The sequence below is a fragment of the Serratia sp. 2C06 genome (genome assembly GCF_050037615.1).
GTDB classification, from domain to species: domain Bacteria; phylum Pseudomonadota; class Gammaproteobacteria; order Enterobacterales; family Enterobacteriaceae; genus Serratia; species Serratia ureilytica.
On sequence record NZ_CP188299.1, the window covers coordinates 37,717 to 54,642 of the forward strand.

The 16,926-nt window shown below is 59.6% G+C and carries 15 protein-coding genes; 4 read left to right on the forward strand and 11 right to left on the reverse strand.

What is annotated here, in order from left to right; genetic code table 11:
* Positions 1–13: 13 nt before the first annotated feature.
* From rseP to rpsB, 8 genes are all read right to left on the reverse strand, one after another.
* The gene (gene rseP, locus ACP3TA_RS00675) at positions 14–1,369 is read right to left on the reverse strand and encodes a sigma E protease regulator RseP (protein WP_025304033.1); all 1,356 of its coding nucleotides are present in this window, start codon (positions 1,367–1,369) and stop codon (positions 14–16) included.
* Positions 1,370–1,396: 27 nt separating this feature from the next.
* A complete protein-coding gene (gene cdsA / locus ACP3TA_RS00680; protein ID WP_033644875.1) occupies positions 1,397–2,239 on the reverse strand; it encodes a phosphatidate cytidylyltransferase in 843 nt (280 codons plus the stop codon).
* Positions 2,240–2,248: 9 nt separating this feature from the next.
* Complete coding sequence (ispU, locus tag ACP3TA_RS00685; RefSeq protein WP_033644874.1) at positions 2,249–3,007, reverse strand: (2E,6E)-farnesyl-diphosphate-specific ditrans,polycis-undecaprenyl-diphosphate synthase; 759 nt, start codon at positions 3,005–3,007, stop codon at positions 2,249–2,251.
* 268 nt (positions 3,008–3,275) lie between these two features.
* On the reverse strand, positions 3,276–4,481 hold the full coding sequence (gene ispC, locus ACP3TA_RS00690; protein WP_046687715.1) for a 1-deoxy-D-xylulose-5-phosphate reductoisomerase: 1,206 nt from the start codon (positions 4,479–4,481) through the stop codon (positions 3,276–3,278).
* Positions 4,482–4,638: 157 nt separating this feature from the next.
* Entirely contained in the window at positions 4,639–5,196 is a 558-nt protein-coding gene (gene frr, locus ACP3TA_RS00695) for a ribosome recycling factor (protein WP_025160240.1), read from the reverse strand.
* A 119-nt stretch (positions 5,197–5,315) separates the two neighbouring features.
* On the reverse strand, positions 5,316–6,041 hold the full coding sequence (gene pyrH, locus ACP3TA_RS00700) for a UMP kinase (RefSeq protein ID WP_004931940.1): 726 nt from the start codon (positions 6,039–6,041) through the stop codon (positions 5,316–5,318).
* Positions 6,042–6,189: 148 nt separating this feature from the next.
* Positions 6,190–7,041: a translation elongation factor Ts gene (gene tsf / locus ACP3TA_RS00705; RefSeq protein WP_033644872.1), complete on the reverse strand. Its 852-nt coding sequence runs from the start codon at positions 7,039–7,041 to the stop codon at positions 6,190–6,192.
* A gap of 129 nt (positions 7,042–7,170) precedes the next feature.
* Complete coding sequence (rpsB, locus tag ACP3TA_RS00710; protein WP_016929891.1) at positions 7,171–7,896, reverse strand: 30S ribosomal protein S2; 726 nt, start codon at positions 7,894–7,896, stop codon at positions 7,171–7,173.
* 345 nt (positions 7,897–8,241) lie between these two features.
* Here rpsB and map point away from each other — a divergent pair, with 345 nt between their 5' ends.
* The 4 genes from map to ACP3TA_RS00730 all read left to right on the forward strand — a co-directional run bounded on the left by map (position 8,242) and on the right by ACP3TA_RS00730 (position 13,159).
* Positions 8,242–9,036, forward strand: coding sequence for a type I methionyl aminopeptidase (gene map, locus ACP3TA_RS00715; protein WP_028127527.1), 795 nt, complete (start codon positions 8,242–8,244; stop codon positions 9,034–9,036).
* A gap of 73 nt (positions 9,037–9,109) precedes the next feature.
* A complete protein-coding gene (gene glnD / locus ACP3TA_RS00720) occupies positions 9,110–11,773 on the forward strand; it encodes a bifunctional uridylyltransferase/uridylyl-removing protein GlnD (protein WP_033652507.1) in 2,664 nt (887 codons plus the stop codon).
* Positions 11,774–11,815: 42 nt separating this feature from the next.
* A complete protein-coding gene (gene dapD, locus ACP3TA_RS00725; RefSeq protein ID WP_004931932.1) occupies positions 11,816–12,640 on the forward strand; it encodes a 2,3,4,5-tetrahydropyridine-2,6-dicarboxylate N-succinyltransferase in 825 nt (274 codons plus the stop codon).
* A gap of 129 nt (positions 12,641–12,769) precedes the next feature.
* On the forward strand, positions 12,770–13,159 hold the full coding sequence (locus ACP3TA_RS00730) for a DUF3461 family protein (protein ID WP_004931929.1): 390 nt from the start codon (positions 12,770–12,772) through the stop codon (positions 13,157–13,159).
* Between the two features lie 57 nt (positions 13,160–13,216).
* Here ACP3TA_RS00730 and ACP3TA_RS00735 read toward each other — a convergent pair whose 3' ends face one another.
* The 3 genes from ACP3TA_RS00735 to pbpC are packed head-to-tail and all read right to left on the reverse strand — an operon-like array spanning position 13,217 to position 16,882.
* Positions 13,217–13,669 carry a flavodoxin gene (locus ACP3TA_RS00735; RefSeq protein ID WP_033644870.1) on the reverse strand — a complete coding sequence of 151 codons (453 nt, stop codon included), beginning with the start codon at positions 13,667–13,669 and terminating at the stop codon, positions 13,217–13,219.
* 33 nt (positions 13,670–13,702) lie between these two features.
* The gene (gene truC / locus ACP3TA_RS00740) at positions 13,703–14,473 is read right to left on the reverse strand and encodes a tRNA pseudouridine(65) synthase TruC (RefSeq protein WP_096242852.1); all 771 of its coding nucleotides are present in this window, start codon (positions 14,471–14,473) and stop codon (positions 13,703–13,705) included.
* A gap of 60 nt (positions 14,474–14,533) precedes the next feature.
* Complete coding sequence (gene pbpC, locus ACP3TA_RS00745) at positions 14,534–16,882, reverse strand: penicillin-binding protein 1C (protein ID WP_262825749.1); 2,349 nt, start codon at positions 16,880–16,882, stop codon at positions 14,534–14,536.
* Positions 16,883–16,926: the final 44 nt, after the last annotated feature.

The following is a 16,926-nucleotide window of genomic DNA, read 5'->3' on the forward strand; positions in this document are numbered from 1 at the left end:
CCTATCCCCGCCCCTAAAGGCGGGAAAAATCATTGAAAAGTGCAAGACCCATCAACAACACCAACACGATCGAACCTATGCGGTAGCTGTAGTCCTGTACTCGCTCGGAAACCGGCCCACCCTTCAGCTTTTCTATCGCCAGGAAGAGGAGATGCCCACCATCTAACACCGGTAATGGGAACAGGTTGATGATCCCCAGGTTGACGCTAATCAACGCCAGGAACATCAGATAATACACGAATCCGACTCCGGCTGACGCCCCAGCTCCCTGTGCAATCGAGATCGGGCCACTCAGGTTGTTCAGCTTTACATCACCGGTTATTAATTTGCCCAGCATGTTGACCGTCAGCCGCATCAGCTGCCAGGTCTTGTCGCCGGCCTGATACAGCGCCGGGAACGGTCCATACTGGCGAATCGTCTTATACTCTTCCGGCAGCGGCAGCACCTTTGGAATGATGCCTGCAAACCCCACCGATTTGTCTTTTCCCACCGGCTTTGTATCCGGTATCAGCGTCAAAGACAAGGGGGCGCCGTTTCTTTCAATCTCCAAAGCCAGCGGTTGCCCCGGGCCATCGTGTATACGCTTCACCAGCGTCTGCCAACGACCCAACGGCTGACCATCGACTTTAACGATCCTGTCCCCCGCTTGTAAACCCGCCTTTTGCGCCGCCGAGTTCGGCTGCACTTCCGCCAACACGGATTCGATCTGCGGGCCGCGCGGCATAATCCCCAGCGCGACAACGGGATCCTGCTTGTCCGGTTCAAAGTTCCACTGGCGCAAGTCCAGGGTTTTGGTCACCACCTGCGAAGAGCCGAACGGCGCTACGCCGACTTCGGTTTGCGCATCGCCAATCTTCGCCACCAGCGCCAGACGAACTGACTCCCAATCAGGCGTTTCGATGCCGTCAACCGACTTTAGTTCCATGCCAGACGAAATTTCAGCCTTGGCGGCGATCGATTGCGGCGCGATTTCGCCGATCACCGGACGGAAACTCGGCACGCCGATGATGAACACCAGCCAGTAGGCAAGGATAGCAAACAGGAAGTTGGCGATGGGGCCGGCGCTGATGATGGCCGCGCGCTGCCAGACGGTTTTATTGTTGAAGGCCTGGTGGCGCATCTCCGGCGCCACCGACTCCACGCGCTCGTCCAGCATCTTCACGTAGCCGCCGAGCGGGATCAGAGCGATAACGTACTCGGTGCCCTGGCGATCGGTTCGGCGCCACAGCGCCCGGCCAAAGCCGATGGAGAAGCGTTCAACGCGCACGCCGCAACGACGGGCAACCCAAAAGTGTCCGAACTCATGCACGGTAATCAAGATACCGAGCGCAATCAGAAACGCCACCAGGTTCCAAAGCACGCTGACCATCATCCCTCACTTTCCGTCATCGACGGATTAAAACACCAACAGCATCAGGCAGGCAAACACCGGCACCGCCGCGGTCAGGCTGTCGATACGATCCAGTATGCCGCCATGACCGGGAATCAAATGCCCGCTGTCCTTGATGCCCGCTTCGCGTTTGAACATGCTTTCGGTCAAATCGCCCAGCACCGAAGCCAGCGCGGCGATCACCGAACAGGCCAGCAGCGTGGTCGGCACCACGTTCAGCGGCGCGTAGCGGCCGAACAGCCACGAGATCACCGCCGACGTCAGCAACCCGCCGATCAAACCTTCCCACGTTTTGCCCGGTGAGACCTTCGGCGCCAGCTTATGCTTGCCGAACAGCTTGCCGAACATGTAGGCACCGGAATCTGCGCCCCACACCAGCAACATCACGTACAGCAGCCACCAGGCGCCGGTAAACGGGTTTTGCTCGTAGCCGAACTGGCGCAGCGCCAGCATGCCCCAGAAAAACGGCACGATGGTCAGCAGGCCAAACAGCAGGCGCAGCGGGCGCGAATTGCGCCAGATAGCGGCCGAGCCGGGATAGAACAGCACCAACAGCAACGCCGCCAGCCACCAGGCCAACGACAGCCACAGCGAGCCGCTTATCTGCGGCACGGATTGATGGTAAGCGGGGACGCTGAGCATCATCAGCGCAAGCAGAAAACCGCACAGTATCGCCAACCAGATGCGCTGCGAACGGGAGGTAAAACCGGCCAGTTGGCCCCACTCCCAGGCAGCTAACATGCACACGACGAGCGTTACCAGAGCAAAGGCCAACGGCGGCAACAGGAACAGCGCCGCGATAACGATCGGGATTAAAATCAGAGCAGTTATGAGGCGATACTTCAGCAAAAGTTCTCCCTAGGACGCATCGGCGCCGTTAGGTGTTGTTCCCCCGAAGCGGCGCTCACGTTGTGCAAATGCATTCAGCGCACCTTCAAAGACAAGTTCATCGAAATCAGGCCAGAGCACATCAGTAAAGTAAAGTTCAGCATAGGCGATTTGCCACAGCAGGAAATTACTGATGCGATGCTCGCCACCGGTGCGGATAACCAGATCCACCGGCGCCAGGTCGCTCATGCAAACCCGCTCGTTCAATAATTCCTCGCTGATCTGATCCGGGTGCAACTCGCCTACCCGTACCTGTTCGGCCAGTTCCCTTACTCCCTGAATGATATCCCAACGGCCGCCGTAGTTGGCAGCGATATTGAGCGTCAGGCCATCGTTATTTTCCGTCAGAGCTTCAGAGCGGCGGATCCGCTCCTGCAAACGCGCGCTGAATCGGCTGATATCGCCGATCACTCGCAGCCTGACGTTATGTTTATGCAGGCTTTTTACTTCACTATCCAAAGCGCGGACAAAAAGCTCCATCAGGGCAGAGACTTCCTGCACCGGACGGTTCCAGTTTTCGCTGCTGAAGGCATAAAGCGTGAGCGCATCTAAATGGTGGCTGGCGGCAAAACTGACCGCGCGGCGAACCGATTTCACCCCTGCTTTATGACCGAAGACACGTAACTTGCCCTGACGTTTGGCCCAGCGTCCGTTACCGTCCATGATAATGGCGACATGGCGCGGCCCCGGGGAAGATGGATTAGCCTCTTGTTGGTTTGCGGACGACATAACTCGTACTTATTTCCTCAATAGAAATATAACTGCCTTTCCGGAACATCAGGCCCTTACGCGCAAAAAAAGCCGTGTGCCCGACACGGCTTTCAGCCTGCCCTTGCGACACCCGGCGCAGCCGGGCCGCCATTGACGCACAAGGCGCCAATCGGGCCATAATTCAACGGTATAACCGCTGACAGGTGGCGCAGACTATACCACCTCAGCGGGGCATGAACAAACGGCCCCGCTGCGGCGCACGCGAATTACGAGCAAAATCGGATAATCACCGTGATCGGCCGCACAACGCGCGAACCCGCTCCTCAGCGGCGGCGCGCGCCTGACGGTCAATGTCTAAGACCGCTTCGATGCTCGTCGGTTCCTGCAGCGCGAGACGTTCCACCACCTGGCGATTGACCGCCGCGATATCGGTAAAGCGAATCTGCTGCTGCAAAAATGCCGCCACGGCGATTTCGTTGGCCGCGTTCAGCGCGGTGGTGGCCGCCTGGCCGGCATCGAACGCTTCGATCGCCAAATACAGGCAAGGATAACGCTCACGCTCCGGTTCGGCGAAGGTCAGCGAACCGATACGGCAGAAGTCCAGCGCTTCCACACCGGAATTCACACGCTGCGGATACGCCATCGCGTGAGCGATTGGCGTGCGCATATCCGGCGTCCCCAACTGCGCCAGCACGCTGCCGTCGGCATAGCGCACCATCGAGTGAATCACCGACTGCGGGTGCAGGATCACTTCCATTTGCTCGGCCGAGGCGTTAAACAGCCAGCGGGCCTCAATGTATTCCAGACCTTTGTTCATCATGGTGGCGGAATCCACCGAGATCTTGCGGCCCATCGACCAGTTTGGGTGGGCGCAGGCTTGATCCGGCGTCATCGCGGCGAACTGTTCCAACGGCGTGGTGCGGAACGGGCCGCCGGAACCGGTAAGCACGATGCGCGAAACACCATGACTGTCCAGTGAAGAGTATCCCAACTGACGCTGAATGTTCTCAGGCAAACTCTGAAAAATCGCGTTGTGCTCGCTGTCGAGCGGCAGCAGTTGCGCCTGGCTTTGCCGCACCGCGTCCATAAACAGACGGCCGCAGGTGACCAGCGACTCTTTGTTGGCCAGCAGCACCTGCTTGCCCGCGCGGATCGCCGCCAGCGTCGGCAACAGCCCCGCGGCGCCGACGATGGCCGCCGTCACTTGATCGACGTCATCCAAAGCGGCCAATTCACAGGCCGCTTGTTCCCCGGCCAACACTTCGGTAGCGACGCCGTTCTCCGCCAGGATGGCGCGCAGCTCGCGCGCGGCGCTTTCATCCGCCATCGCGGCAAACGCGGGCCGAAATTCCATGCATTGCTGCGCCATGACCGCAACATTGCGGCCGGCTACCAGCGCTTTGATCGCAAAACGGTCGAGATTCGCCCTGACCACGGCCAGGGTGCTGGTCCCTACCGAGCCGGTCGAGCCAAGAATGGTCAGTTGCTTCATGAGTTCACTCTGAATAACTGTCTGATGAGATCGGAGGTGCTCCAGTGTGGAACCTTGGACACCGCTTGTCCATGATCTTTCAGTACGATGAAACGGGATCTGCGCCACAAAAAACAAAGCGCCGCCCAGGCGACGCTTTTTTTCTGCGCGATGCTGATTAGAATTCCATCAGCTCTTTTTCTTTCTCCGCCAGCGCGGCGTCGACCAGCTTGATGTAAGCGTCGGTCATTTTCTGAATCTCGTCTTGTGAACGACGCTCTTCGTCTTCGCTGATCTCTTTATCTTTCAGCAGCGCCTTGACCTTGTCGTTGGCGTCGCGACGCACGTTACGCACCGCTACGCGGCCCTGCTCGGCTTCGCCGCGCACGATCTTGATCAGATCCTTACGACGTTCTTCGGTCAGCGGAGGCAGCGGAACGCGAATGTCAGAACCGGCGGAAGACGGGTTGAGGCCCAGATCGGAGCTCATGATCGCTTTCTCAACGGCTTGGCTCAGGCTGCGGTCGAATACGTTGATTTTCAGCGTGCGGGAGTCTTCCACGGTCACGTTGGCCAGCTGACGCAGCGGCGTAGCGGCGCCGTAGTATTCCACCATGATGCCGTCCAGAATGCTTGGAGAAGCGCGGCCGGTACGGATCTTGCTGATTTGGTTTTTGAATGCTTCTACGCTTTTTTCCATGCGTGAATCAGCATCTTTTCTGATTTCATTAGTCACGTTGCAAACCCTTGGAAGCTGGTTACTTGGCAGGCGATACTCAAGTATAGCCCGTAATCGTACTCGAAGAGCGCGCGGCGCCTGGCGTCACGCACTCCGAAAAAGAGGTGTGAACAGCCTTATTTGCTGATCAACGTACCTTCGTTCTCACCCATCACCACGCGGCGCAGCGCACCAGGCTTGTTCATGTTGAACACGCGGATCGGCAGACCGTGATCGCGGGCCAGCGTAAATGCCGCCAGATCCATCACTTTCAGCTCGCGCTCCAGCACGTCCTGATAGGTTAATTGTTCATACAGCGTCGCATCCGGGTTTTTCACCGGATCGGCGGAGTATACGCCATCCACTTTGGTGGCTTTCAGCACCACGTCCGCTTCGATCTCGATGCCGCGCAGGCAGGCAGCGGAATCGGTGGTAAAGAACGGGTTGCCGGTACCGGCGGAGAAGATCACCACGCGGTTGTTGCGCAGCAGGCTGATAGCCTCTGCCCAGCTGTAATTATCACATACGCCGTTCAGCGGGATCGCTGACATCAGGCGGGCGTTCACATAGGCACGGTGCAGTGCATCACGCATAGCCAGGCCGTTCATCACGGTAGCCAGCATTCCCATGTGGTCGCCCACTACGCGGTTCATGCCGGCTTGCGCCAGCCCCGCGCCGCGGAACAAGTTCCCGCCGCCAATAACTACACCGACCTGAATTCCCAGTTCGACCAGCTCTTTCACTTCCTGAGCCATGCGATCCAAAACGCTGGCGTCGATACCAAAACCTTCTGCACCTTGCAGGGCTTCGCCACTCAGTTTAAGCAGAATACGCTGATATACGGGTTTTGCATTGGTTGCCATGGTGTTCTGTCCTAAGAAGCAGTATTAGTATTGGGGATTTCAGCCGATGAAACGCGCCTGAGGTGAGCATCACGCTGCAGGGCCTGCCACCGGTGTAATTCTGGCTGGATAGTATGGAACCGCCAGACGGCGGTTCCATCGACAGTCATTAAGACTGTTTGCTCATCGCGGCAACTTCAGCAGCGAAGTCGGTTTCGACTTTCTCGATGCCTTCGCCCACTTCGAAGCGAATGAAGTTGGTCACGTCAGCGTTGTGCTCTTTCAGCACCTGAGCAACGGATTTGCTCGGATCCATAACGAAAGGCTGACCGGTCAGAGAAACTTCGCCGGTGAATTTCTTCATGCGGCCTTCAACCATTTTCTCTGCGATTTCTTTCGGCTTGCCGGACTGCATGGCGATGTCCAGCTGAACCTGGTACTCTTTTTCTACCACTTCAGCAGACACGTCTTCTGGCTTCACGAACTCTGGCTTGCTCGCCGCAATGTGCATTGCGATTTGCTTAACCAGCTCTTCGTCAGCGCCTTTAGCCGCAACCAGAACGCCGATGCGCGCGCCGTGCAGGTAGCTGCCCAGCACGTCGCCTTCCAGGGAAGCAACGCGACGAATGTTGATGTTTTCGCCGATTTTTGCCACCAGCGCTACGCGCTCTTCTTCGAACTGTGCTTTCAGCACGTCAACGTCAGTGATTTTGCCGGCCATAGCGGCATCCAGCACTTTGTCGGCGAACGCCTGGAAACCGGCGTCTTTCGCAACGAAGTCAGTCTGGCAGTTAACTTCCAGAATGATGCCGTAGTTGCCTTCGATCTTGGTTTTGATCACGCCGTCAGCAGCTACGTTGCCTGCTTTTTTAGCGGCTTTGATCGCACCGGACTTACGCATGTTTTCGATTGCCAGTTCGATGTCGCCGTTGGATTCAACCAGCGCCTTCTTGCAATCCATCATGCCAGCGCCGGTACGCTCGCGCAGTTCTTTTACCAGGGCAGCGGTAATATCAGCCATTTATTTTTCCTCGGTTATCTCGCGTGGAGACAGTTCTCATTCAGATAAGCAAAGGGGGCCTTTACAGGCCCCCCTAACCAACATATGTCAATACCTGGTTAATAAGGGCTCAGTGACGAGCTTGCCTTATTATTCAGCTTCTACGAAGCCTTCTTCCGCCTGAACGGCCAGATCTTGAGAACGACCTTCACGCACAGCGGCAGCAACAGCAGTCAGGTACAGGTTTACTGCACGGATTGCGTCGTCGTTACCAGGGATGATGAAGTCAACGCCGTCTGGGTTGGAGTTGGTATCAACGATAGAGAATACCGGGATACCCAGGTTGTTGGCTTCTTTGATCGCGATGTGCTCGTGATCGGCATCGATAACGAACAGTGCGTCTGGCAGACCGCCCATATCTTTGATACCGCCCAGGGAGTTTTCCAGCTTGGCCAGTTCACGAGTGCGCATCAGCGCTTCTTTCTTGGTCAGCTTGTCCAGGGTGCCGTCTTGAGACTGGATTTCCAGATCTTTCAAACGCTTGATGGACTGACGAACGGTTTTCCAGTTAGTCAGCATGCCACCCAACCAGCGGTGGTTCACGAAGAACTGGTCACAGCTGTTCGCAGCGTCTTTTACCGCTTCGCTTGCTGCGCGTTTGGTACCAACGAACAGGATCTTGCCTTTACGGGAAGAGATCTTGCTCAGTTCAGCCAGAGCGGCGTTGAACATTGGTACAGTCTGCTCCAGGTTGATGATGTGAACCTTGTTACGAGCGCCGAAGATGAAAGGCTTCATTTTCGGGTTCCAGTAACGGGTCTGGTGACCAAAGTGAACACCAGCCTTGAGCATGTCGCGCATGGAAACAGTTGCCATGATTAAACCTCTATAGATTAATTGGGGTTATGCCTCCACGTATCCCATAACGCCGACCCTGGCGGCGACAAGTCACCTCAGGGCACCCCGGCGGATGTGCCGATACGTGTGTGTTATTTACACAAAATGAGTGCAGTTAAAGTATTTTCGGCTCATTCCCGCCAGGTCACAAGAACCAAGACACGGATCGCCGGCGCGCTTTATACCATAAACCCGCCGCCGACACCAACTTTTGTTGCGTTTCGCCGGGCGTCAGGAAATGAAATTTGGCAGCCCCCGGCCGGGCTGATACCATAAGTCACTGCTTCTTATTGTCGACGATAACGACACCTGCGGACGAATTTCATGGCAATCTCAATTAAAACACCTGATGACATCCAAAAAATGCGCGTGGCCGGCCGCCTGGCCGCCGAAGTGCTGGAGATCATCGAGCCGCACGTCAAACCTGGCGTGACCACCGGCGAGCTGGACCGTATCTGTCACGAGTACATCACCAACGAGCAGCAGGCCATTTCCGCCTGCCTCGGCTATCACGGCTTCCCGAAATCCGTGTGCATTTCGGTGAACGAAGTGGTGTGCCACGGCATCCCGAGCGACGACAAAACGCTGAAAGACGGCGACATCGTCAACATCGACGTGACCGTGATTAAAGACGGTTTCCACGGCGACACCTCGAAGATGTTCATCGTCGGCAAACCGACCATTCTGGGCGAGCGCCTGTGCCGCGTTACTCAGGAAAGCCTGTATCTGGCGCTGAAGATGGTCAAACCGGGCATCCGTCTGCGCACCCTGGGCAAGGCTATCCAGCAATTCGTCGAAGCCGAGAAGTTCTCCGTGGTGCGCGAGTACTGCGGCCACGGCATCGGCGAAGTGTTCCACGAAGAGCCGCAGGTGCTGCACTATGACGCGGACGACGGCGGCGTGGTGCTGCAGCCGGGCATGGCCTTCACCATCGAACCGATGGTCAACGCCGGCGACTACCGCATCCGCACCATGAAAGACGGCTGGACGGTAAAAACCAAAGATCGCAGCTTGTCGGCGCAGTATGAGCATACTATTGTGGTGACTGATAACGGCTGCGAGATAATGACGTTGCGCAAGGATGACACCATCCCCAACATCATTACGCACGAGATGTAAGCACCGCGGCGAACGCCGCGTGCAGAATATCACCAGGCCGGCTTATGCCGGCCTTTTTTATGGGCTGCGCACTATGTCTGACAATCTTCTTCAACAGGCGGCCCCGGCCGTGCCGATGCCGCCCGCCTCCCCCAGCGCCTACGGCGACGACGAGCTCACCTGCCCGGTGCTGAAACAGCGGCTGGAACAGTTTCAGCTGTGGCTGGCGGCGGCGTTCGACGCCGGCTCCAGTGCAGAAAGCCTGGTGGCGGCGCGCAGCGACTTCATCGATCGCCTGCTGCGCCGGCTGTGGACGTTCTACGGCTTTGAAGATATCCCGGAAACCGCGCTGGTGGCGGTCGGCGGCTACGGCCGCGGCGAGCTGCACCCGCTGTCGGATATCGACGTGCTGGTGCTCAGCCAGCGCCGGCTGACGGAGCAACAGTCGCAGCGGGTCGGCGAATTCATCACCCTGCTGTGGGATCTCAAGCTGGAAGTGGGCCACAGCGTGCGCACCCTGGAAGAGTGTCTGCTGGAAGGGCTGGCGGATCTGACCGTGGCCACCAACCTGATCGAATCGCGCATGATCTGCGGCGACGTCGCGCTGTTCCTGCAGATGCAAAAACATATCTTCAGCGACGGCTTTTGGCCTTCGCCGCAGTTTTTCCACGCCAAGATCAACGAGCAGCAAGAACGTCATCAGCGCTACCACGGCACCAGCTATAACCTGGAGCCGGATATCAAAAGCAGCCCCGGCGGCCTGCGCGACATCCACACGCTGCTGTGGGTGGCGCGCCGCCACTTCGGCGCCACCTCGCTGGACGAAATGGTCGGCTTCGGCTTTCTCACCCAGGCCGAACGCAACGAGCTGAACGAATGCCAGAGCTTCCTGTGGCGCATCCGCTTTGCGCTGCACCTGGTGCTGCCGCGTTACGACAACCGTCTGCTGTTCGATCGCCAGCTCAGCGTCGCGCAGCTGCTGCGCTATGAAGGCGAAGGCAACGAGCCGGTCGAGCGCATGATGAAAGACTTCTACCGCATGACGCGGCGCGTCAGCGAGCTGAACCACATGCTGCTGCAGCTGTTCGACGAAGCCATCCTGGCGCTGGACGCCACCGAAAAACCGCGTCCGCTGAACGACGATTTCCAACTGCGCGGCGATCTGATCGATCTGCGTGACGAAACGCTGTTCATCCGCGAGCCGCAAGCCATCATGCGCATGTTCTACCTGATGGTGCGCAACCGCGAGATCAAAGGCATTTACTCCACCACCGTGCGCCAGCTGCGCCACGCGCGCCGCCACCTGAAACAGCCGCTGTGCACCATCCCGGAAGCGCGCGATCTGTTCATGGCCATCCTGCGCCATCCCGGCGCGGTGTCGCGCGCGCTGGTGCCGATGCACCGTCACAGCGTGCTGTGGGCCTATATGCCGCAGTGGGGCAAGATCGTCGGGCAGATGCAGTTCGATCTGTTCCACGCCTATACCGTCGACGAACACACTATCCGGGTGCTGCAGAAGCTGGAGAGCTTCGCCGATCCGCAAACCCGGCCGCGCCATCCGCTGTGCGTGGAGCTGTATCCGCGCCTGCCGCACCCGGAACTGCTGCTGCTGGCGGCCTTGTTCCACGATATCGCCAAAGGGCGCGGCGGCGATCACTCGATCCTCGGCGCGGAGGACGTGGTGGAGTTCGCCGAGCTGCACGGCCTCAACTCGCGAGAAACCCAACTGGTGGCCTGGCTGGTGCGCTGCCACCTGCTGATGTCGGTCACCGCGCAGCGCCGCGATATCCAGGATCCGACGGTGATCCAGCAGTTCAGCAGCGAAGTGCAGAGCGAAACTCGCCTGCGCTACCTGGTATGCCTGACGGTGGCGGATATCTGCGCAACCAACGAAACCCTGTGGAACAGCTGGAAGCAGAGCCTGTTGCGCGAGCTGTATTTCGCCACCGAGAAACAGCTGCGCCGCGGCATGCAAAACAGCCCGGATCTGCGCGAACGCGTGCGCCACCACCGGCTGCAGGCGTTGGCGCTGCTGCGCATGGACAACATCGACGAAGAGGCGCTGCACCGCATCTGGAGCCGCTGCCGCGCCGACTATTTCCTGCGCCACTCGCCGAATCAGCTGGCCTGGCACGCCCGCCATCTGCTGGCCCACGATTCCACCCAGCCGCTGGTGCTGGTCAGCCGCCAGGCGACGCGCGGCGGCACCGAGATCTTCATCTGGAGCCCGGATCGTCCTTATCTGTTCGCCGCCGTCGCCGGGGAGATGGATCGCCGCAACCTGAGCGTGCACGACGCCCAGATCTTCACCAACCGCGACGGTATGGCGATGGACACCTTTATCGTGCTGGAGCCGGACGGCAGCCCGCTGGCGCAGGATCGCCACGCGGCGATCCGCCAGGCGCTGCTGCAGGCCATCACCCAGCGTGAGTACCAGCCGCCGCGCGTGCGCCGCCCCTCTTCCAAGCTGCGCCACTTCAGCGTGCCGACCGAGGTCACTTTCCTGCCGACCCACACCGATCGCCGCAGCTACTTGGAGCTGACCGCGCTCGACCAACCCGGCCTGCTGGCGCGGGTGGGCGAAGTGTTCGCCGATCTGGGGCTGTCGCTGCACGGCGCGCGCATTTCCACCATCGGCGAGCGGGTCGAGGATTTGTTTATCCTGGCCGACGGCGAGCGGCGCGCGCTCGACCAAGAAACGCGCAGAAAGTTGGAGCAACGGTTGACAGAGGCCCTCACCCCAAACGATAAAATGTGATACAAGTAACTTTTTACCGACAACATCAGGAAAGAGAACAGCATGCAGCAATTACAGAACGTTATTGAAAGCGCCTTCGAACGCCGTGCGGACATCACCCCGGCGAACGTAGACACCGTAACGCGCGAAGCGGTAAACCAGGTGATCGGCCTGCTGGACAGCGGCGCCCTGCGCGTCGCCGAGAAGATCGACGGTCAATGGGTCACCCACCAGTGGCTGAAGAAAGCCGTGCTGCTCTCTTTCCGCATCAACGACAACAAGGTGATGGACGGCGCGGAAACCCGCTACTACGACAAAGTGCCGATGAAATTCGCCGACTACGACGAAGCACGCTTCCAGAAGGAAGGCTTCCGCGTCGTGCCGCCGGCCACCGTGCGCCAGGGCGCGTTCATCGCTCGCAACACCGTGCTGATGCCGTCTTACGTTAACATCGGCGCCTACGTCGACGAAGGCACCATGGTCGACACCTGGGCCACCGTCGGTTCTTGCGCGCAGATCGGCAAAAACGTTCACCTGTCCGGCGGCGTCGGCATCGGCGGCGTGCTGGAGCCGCTGCAGGCCAACCCGACCATCATCGAAGACAACTGCTTCATCGGCGCGCGTTCCGAAGTGGTGGAAGGCGTGATCGTGGAAGAAGGCTCGGTGATTTCGATGGGCGTCTACCTCGGCCAGAGCACCCGCATCTATGACCGCGAGACCGGCGAAATCCATTACGGCCGCGTGCCGGCGGGCTCGGTGGTGGTTTCCGGCAACCTGCCGTCGAAAGACGGTTCTTACAGCCTGTACTGCGCGGTGATCGTCAAGAAAGTCGACGCCAAAACGCGCGGTAAAGTCGGCATTAATGAGTTATTGCGTACTATCGACTAAATTGAAATAGCGGGTGATTCACCCGCTATTTTTTTGTCTGCGTTTCGCTGGCAGTCACAGTCGCAGATCTCGCTTTCCGCCATAATCGCAGTCGTGGAATATAACGATCACATCTAAAGAGGGCGCAGTATGTACGATAACTTGAAGAGTTTGGGCATCAATCAACCGGAAGACGTCGATCGCTATAGCCTGCGTCAAGAGGCCAACAACGACATCCTCAAGATCTATTTCCGCAAGGACAAGGGCGAGTTCTTCGCCAAGAGCGTGAAGTTCAAGTATCCGCGCCAGCGTAAAACCGTGGTGGCGGACAACGCCGGCCAGGGCTACAAGGAAATTCACGAGATCAACCCGAACCTGCGTTACGTGATCGACGAGCTGGATCAGCTGTGCCAGCGCGATCAGGTGGAAGTGGATCTGAAGCGTAAAATCCTCGACGACCTGCGCCATCTCGAAGGCGTGGTGTCGCACAAGATTGCCGAGATCGAAGCCGATCTGGAAAAACTCACCCGCGGCAAATAATGCGGATCGGTTGACCCGCATCATCGTTAAGGCGCCCTTTTGCGGCGCCTTTTTACGTTATGACTGCAGCAGCGTGCCCCACTGCTCGACCCACGGGCAGGCGGCCACTTCCGGCTCCGGCTGTTCCATCGCATCGATTTCCAGCACTTCGCCAACGCGGGTGGCGCCCTGTTCCTGCAGCAGCGCATCGAACGTGCGCCCGGCGCCGCAGAAGTGGTCATAGCTGCTGTCACCGAGGGCGATCAGCCCATAGCGCAGCTCCGGCTGATAGCCAACCTGATCGCGGATAGCGTGGAACAGCGGCGCGATGCTGTCCGGCAGATCGCCCTGCCCGGTGGTGGAGGTGATCACCAGCGCGTAGTGCTGACGATAAAACTGCCAGGCCTCCAGCGTGCCCTCTTCGAACAGTTTGACCTCATGGCCCTGCTCGCTGAGGATGTTTTGCGCCTCTTCCGCCACCAGCAGCGAATTGCCGTAGACCGTTCCCACGAAGATACCAACCTGAGCCATGGCTCCTACTCCCTTCATTACCTTTAAAAATTGTCAGCTATCCTGACCGTTAGCCGCGTTAAACTCAACCCCGGCAAGTTCAGGGAATACCCCCGCCCAGCCGAACTGCGCCATCCCCCCTTGCCAGGCCTCGTCCCAGCGCGCCGTTACCTGCAGCGGCTCGCCGGTCACCGGGTGCGTCAGCTGCAGATGGCTGGCGTGCAGCATCAGGCGCGGGCAACCGAAATGCTGCGCCATCCCGCGATTCTGCCGCAGATCGCCGTGCTTGCTGTCGCCGATGATCGGGTGGCGCAGGTGCGCCATATGGCGCCGCAGCTGATGTTTGCGGCCGGTTTCCGGCTGCAGTTCCACCAGACTGTAACGCGCGCTGGCGTAGCGGCCGACGGCCACCGGCATCTCTACCTGCGCCAACGGCCGGTAGTGCGTCACGGCCGGCTGCGGCCCCTTGTCGGCATCGGCATGTTTATCGGCGATTTTATCCAGCTCCGCCGTCAGCGGGTAGTCGAGGGTCGCCTCCTCCTGCACGTAACCGCGCACCACCGCATGGTAGGTTTTCTGCACCTGATGCTGCTCGAACTGCTGCGACAGCAGGCGCGCCACCTCGCTGGAGAGCGCCATCAGCAGCACGCCGGACGTCGGACGATCGAGACGGTGCACGGTAAAGACGTGCTTCCCGAGCTGATCGCGCACCGTCTGCATCATAAAGCGAGTTTCATGACGGTCCAGCCAACTGCGGTGCACCAACCAGCCCGACGGTTTGTTCACCGCCACCAGGTGTTCATCCTGATACAAAATCTCAATCACATCGCATTCCCAGGTCAATAGCCGTTTCGGGCGCGAGTATAACAGGCATGAGACGCAACGCTAGTTCACCCATTCGATGGTCACCAGGCGCGTATCGGCGCGGCCGCGATCGTCCACCGCCCGAATGCGGTAGCGCCCGTTGTTGATCGGCCGCCAGTCGATCGGTTTTTTACTGGCGCTGCTGCCGAGATAGATATCGTCGACGAACCAGTACACCGTCTTGCTGTCGGCGTCCGTCACCGCATTGAAGGCGATTTTGTCCCGTCCCTGTTGCGACTGGCGCAGGGTATAAGTGGTGTTTTTCAACGGCGAGGTGATGCGCGGCGCGTTGCCGCCGACGGCGATGCCGTTGTCCTTGCAGCGATTGACCGGCGGCGCCCGCTTCGGCAGCCCGGCCTGGGCGAACACGTTGGCCAAATCGGAAGGCCAGAATTCAAAAATTTCGGTGCGGGTCTGCGCCGCGTCATACGGCGGGCAAACAACCTCGCCGCTGTGAATATCCAGCACCACCGGCCGGTAGACGCTGTCTACCTTGATCGGCGACTTGCCGGGAATGAACCAGGTCTTGCCCTTTTGCTGGCACCACGGCGTCGGCAGATCGCCGCTGGCGAGACAGATGTCTACCCGCCGCAGCCGCTTGGGGAACGGATGTTTCGGTTCCCGCAGGGCGGGATAGCTGGCGTTGACGCTGTCGATGATATTGAAAAACAGCGGCGCGGCCGCCTCGGCGCCGACCAACGCATTGTTGCCGCGCCCATCGAAGTTGCCTTCCCACACCACCAGCACGTAAGGGCCGAAAATCCCGACGCTCCAGGCGTCGCGAAAGCCCCATGAGGTGCCGGTCTTCCAGTACACCGGCAGCGACGAAGAACGCTGCGCCAGCGTATCGCCCGGCCGCCGGTGCTGGCGCAGCATATCCAGCGTGATGAAACTGGCCTCCTCGCTCAACAGCCGCACCGGCCTCGGTTCACCCTCGTTCAGCCGCAATCGCAGCGGCCGCAGCTCGCCGCGGTTCGCCAGCAACGCGTACAGCTTCGCCAGCTCCTGCGCCGTCACCTCGCCGCCGCCCAGCACCAGCGACAGTCCGTAGTGGCTCTCATTGGCCATATTGGCGACGCCGGTCAGGCGCAAAAACTGATAAAAGGTCGGCTGACGCAGCTGTGAGGCGACATAGACCGCCGGGATGTTACGGCTGAAATTCAGCGCGTCGGTGGCGGTCACCGGGCCGAGAAAACGCCGGTCGAAATTTTCCGGCGCATAGGCGCCGAACGACGAAGGCACGTCTTTCAGAATGGTCATCGGATGCAGCACGCCCTGCTCCATGCCCAGCGCGTAGATGAACGGCTTCAGCGTCGATCCCGGCGAACGCTTGGCGTTGGTGCCGTTCACCTGCCCCTGGATCGGACGATTGTAATAGTCCGCCGAGCCCACCAGCGCGCGCACCCCCATATCGCGGCTGTCCACCAGCAGCACCGCGGCGTTTTGGATGCCGCGGCTGCGGTTGCGGGCGATAAAAGCGTTGACCTGCCGTTCGACCAGCCGCTGCAGCCCGGCGTCCAGCGTCGTGTCTACGCGGGTATCGCGCTGCACCAGTTGCTGCGTCTGCAGGCGCAGCTGTTCGATAAAGTGCGGTGCGATATAGGGTACTTGTTCAGGCTGCCGCAGCGCCAACGGCAGGCGGAACAGCGTTTGCTGGCTGGCGTCGGTGGGGTAAACCCGCTGCCAACGCTGGAACAGACGATTGCGCGCCTGCGTCAACGCCGCGCCGAGCACGCCGGTTTTCGGCTCCAGACGGTAGCTGGGTGACTGCGGCAATACCGCCAGCGTCAGCGCCTCCGGCAGAGTCAACTCCCGCGGCGGCTTGGCGAAATAGATCAGGCTGGCGGCGCCGATGCTTTCAATGTTGCGGCCGTAGGGCGCGTAATTCAAATAGGCTTCCAGGATATCGCGCTTGGAGTAGCTCAGTTCCAGCTGCACCGCACGCAGCACCTGCAGCAGCTTGCCGCCCGGCGTACGGGTATTGAGATGCCAGCGCATCCGCGCCAGCTGCATGCTGATGGTCGAACCGCCCTGCATTTTGCCGCCGGCGACATAGCTGCGCCAGAAACCGCGCATCAGGCTGACAGGGTTAAAGCCGGGGTTATAGTAGAACCAACGATCTTCGTGCAGCAGCAACCCGCGCACCGCCAGCGGCGACACTTGCTCCAGCGGGGTCCACAGCCGGTAGCGATCGTCGTTGGCCAGCGTAATGCGCAGCAGCGCGCCGTGCCTGTCGTAATAAACGGAAGACTGCGGCAGCCCCTGCCACAGGGGCGGATGCGGCCACAGCCGAATTGCGGTCAACAGCAGCGCCAGTAAAAACACCGCCATCAAGCCGTTTTGCAGCACGCGCCCGGTCAGGATCTTCATACGTTCTCAGCATTCCGGCGCCAGACACTGGCCTGGCGCCGGAT

What these genes read in the sequence shown, in the direction of transcription:
- rseP (WP_025304033.1), bottom strand. Translation starts at nt 1,369, where the DNA reads ATGGTCAGCGTGCTTTGGAACCTGGTGGCGTTTCTGATTGCGCTCGGT.
- ispU (WP_033644874.1), bottom strand. Translation starts at nt 3,007, where the DNA reads ATGTCGTCCGCAAACCAACAAGAGGCTAATCCATCTTCCCCGGGGCCG.
- ispC (WP_046687715.1), bottom strand. Translation starts at nt 4,481, where the DNA reads ATGAAGCAACTGACCATTCTTGGCTCGACCGGCTCGGTAGGGACCAGC.
- pyrH (WP_004931940.1), bottom strand. Translation starts at nt 6,041, where the DNA reads ATGGCAACCAATGCAAAACCCGTATATCAGCGTATTCTGCTTAAACTG.
- tsf (WP_033644872.1), bottom strand. Translation starts at nt 7,041, where the DNA reads ATGGCTGATATTACCGCTGCCCTGGTAAAAGAACTGCGCGAGCGTACC.
- rpsB (WP_016929891.1), bottom strand. Translation starts at nt 7,896, where the DNA reads ATGGCAACTGTTTCCATGCGCGACATGCTCAAGGCTGGTGTTCACTTT.
- map (WP_028127527.1), top strand. Translation starts at nt 8,242, where the DNA reads ATGGCAATCTCAATTAAAACACCTGATGACATCCAAAAAATGCGCGTG.
- glnD (WP_033652507.1), top strand. Translation starts at nt 9,110, where the DNA reads ATGTCTGACAATCTTCTTCAACAGGCGGCCCCGGCCGTGCCGATGCCG.
- dapD (WP_004931932.1), top strand. Translation starts at nt 11,816, where the DNA reads ATGCAGCAATTACAGAACGTTATTGAAAGCGCCTTCGAACGCCGTGCG.
- ACP3TA_RS00730 (WP_004931929.1), top strand. Translation starts at nt 12,770, where the DNA reads ATGTACGATAACTTGAAGAGTTTGGGCATCAATCAACCGGAAGACGTC.
- ACP3TA_RS00735 (WP_033644870.1), bottom strand. Translation starts at nt 13,669, where the DNA reads ATGGCTCAGGTTGGTATCTTCGTGGGAACGGTCTACGGCAATTCGCTG.
- pbpC (WP_262825749.1), bottom strand. Translation starts at nt 16,882, where the DNA reads ATGAAGATCCTGACCGGGCGCGTGCTGCAAAACGGCTTGATGGCGGTG.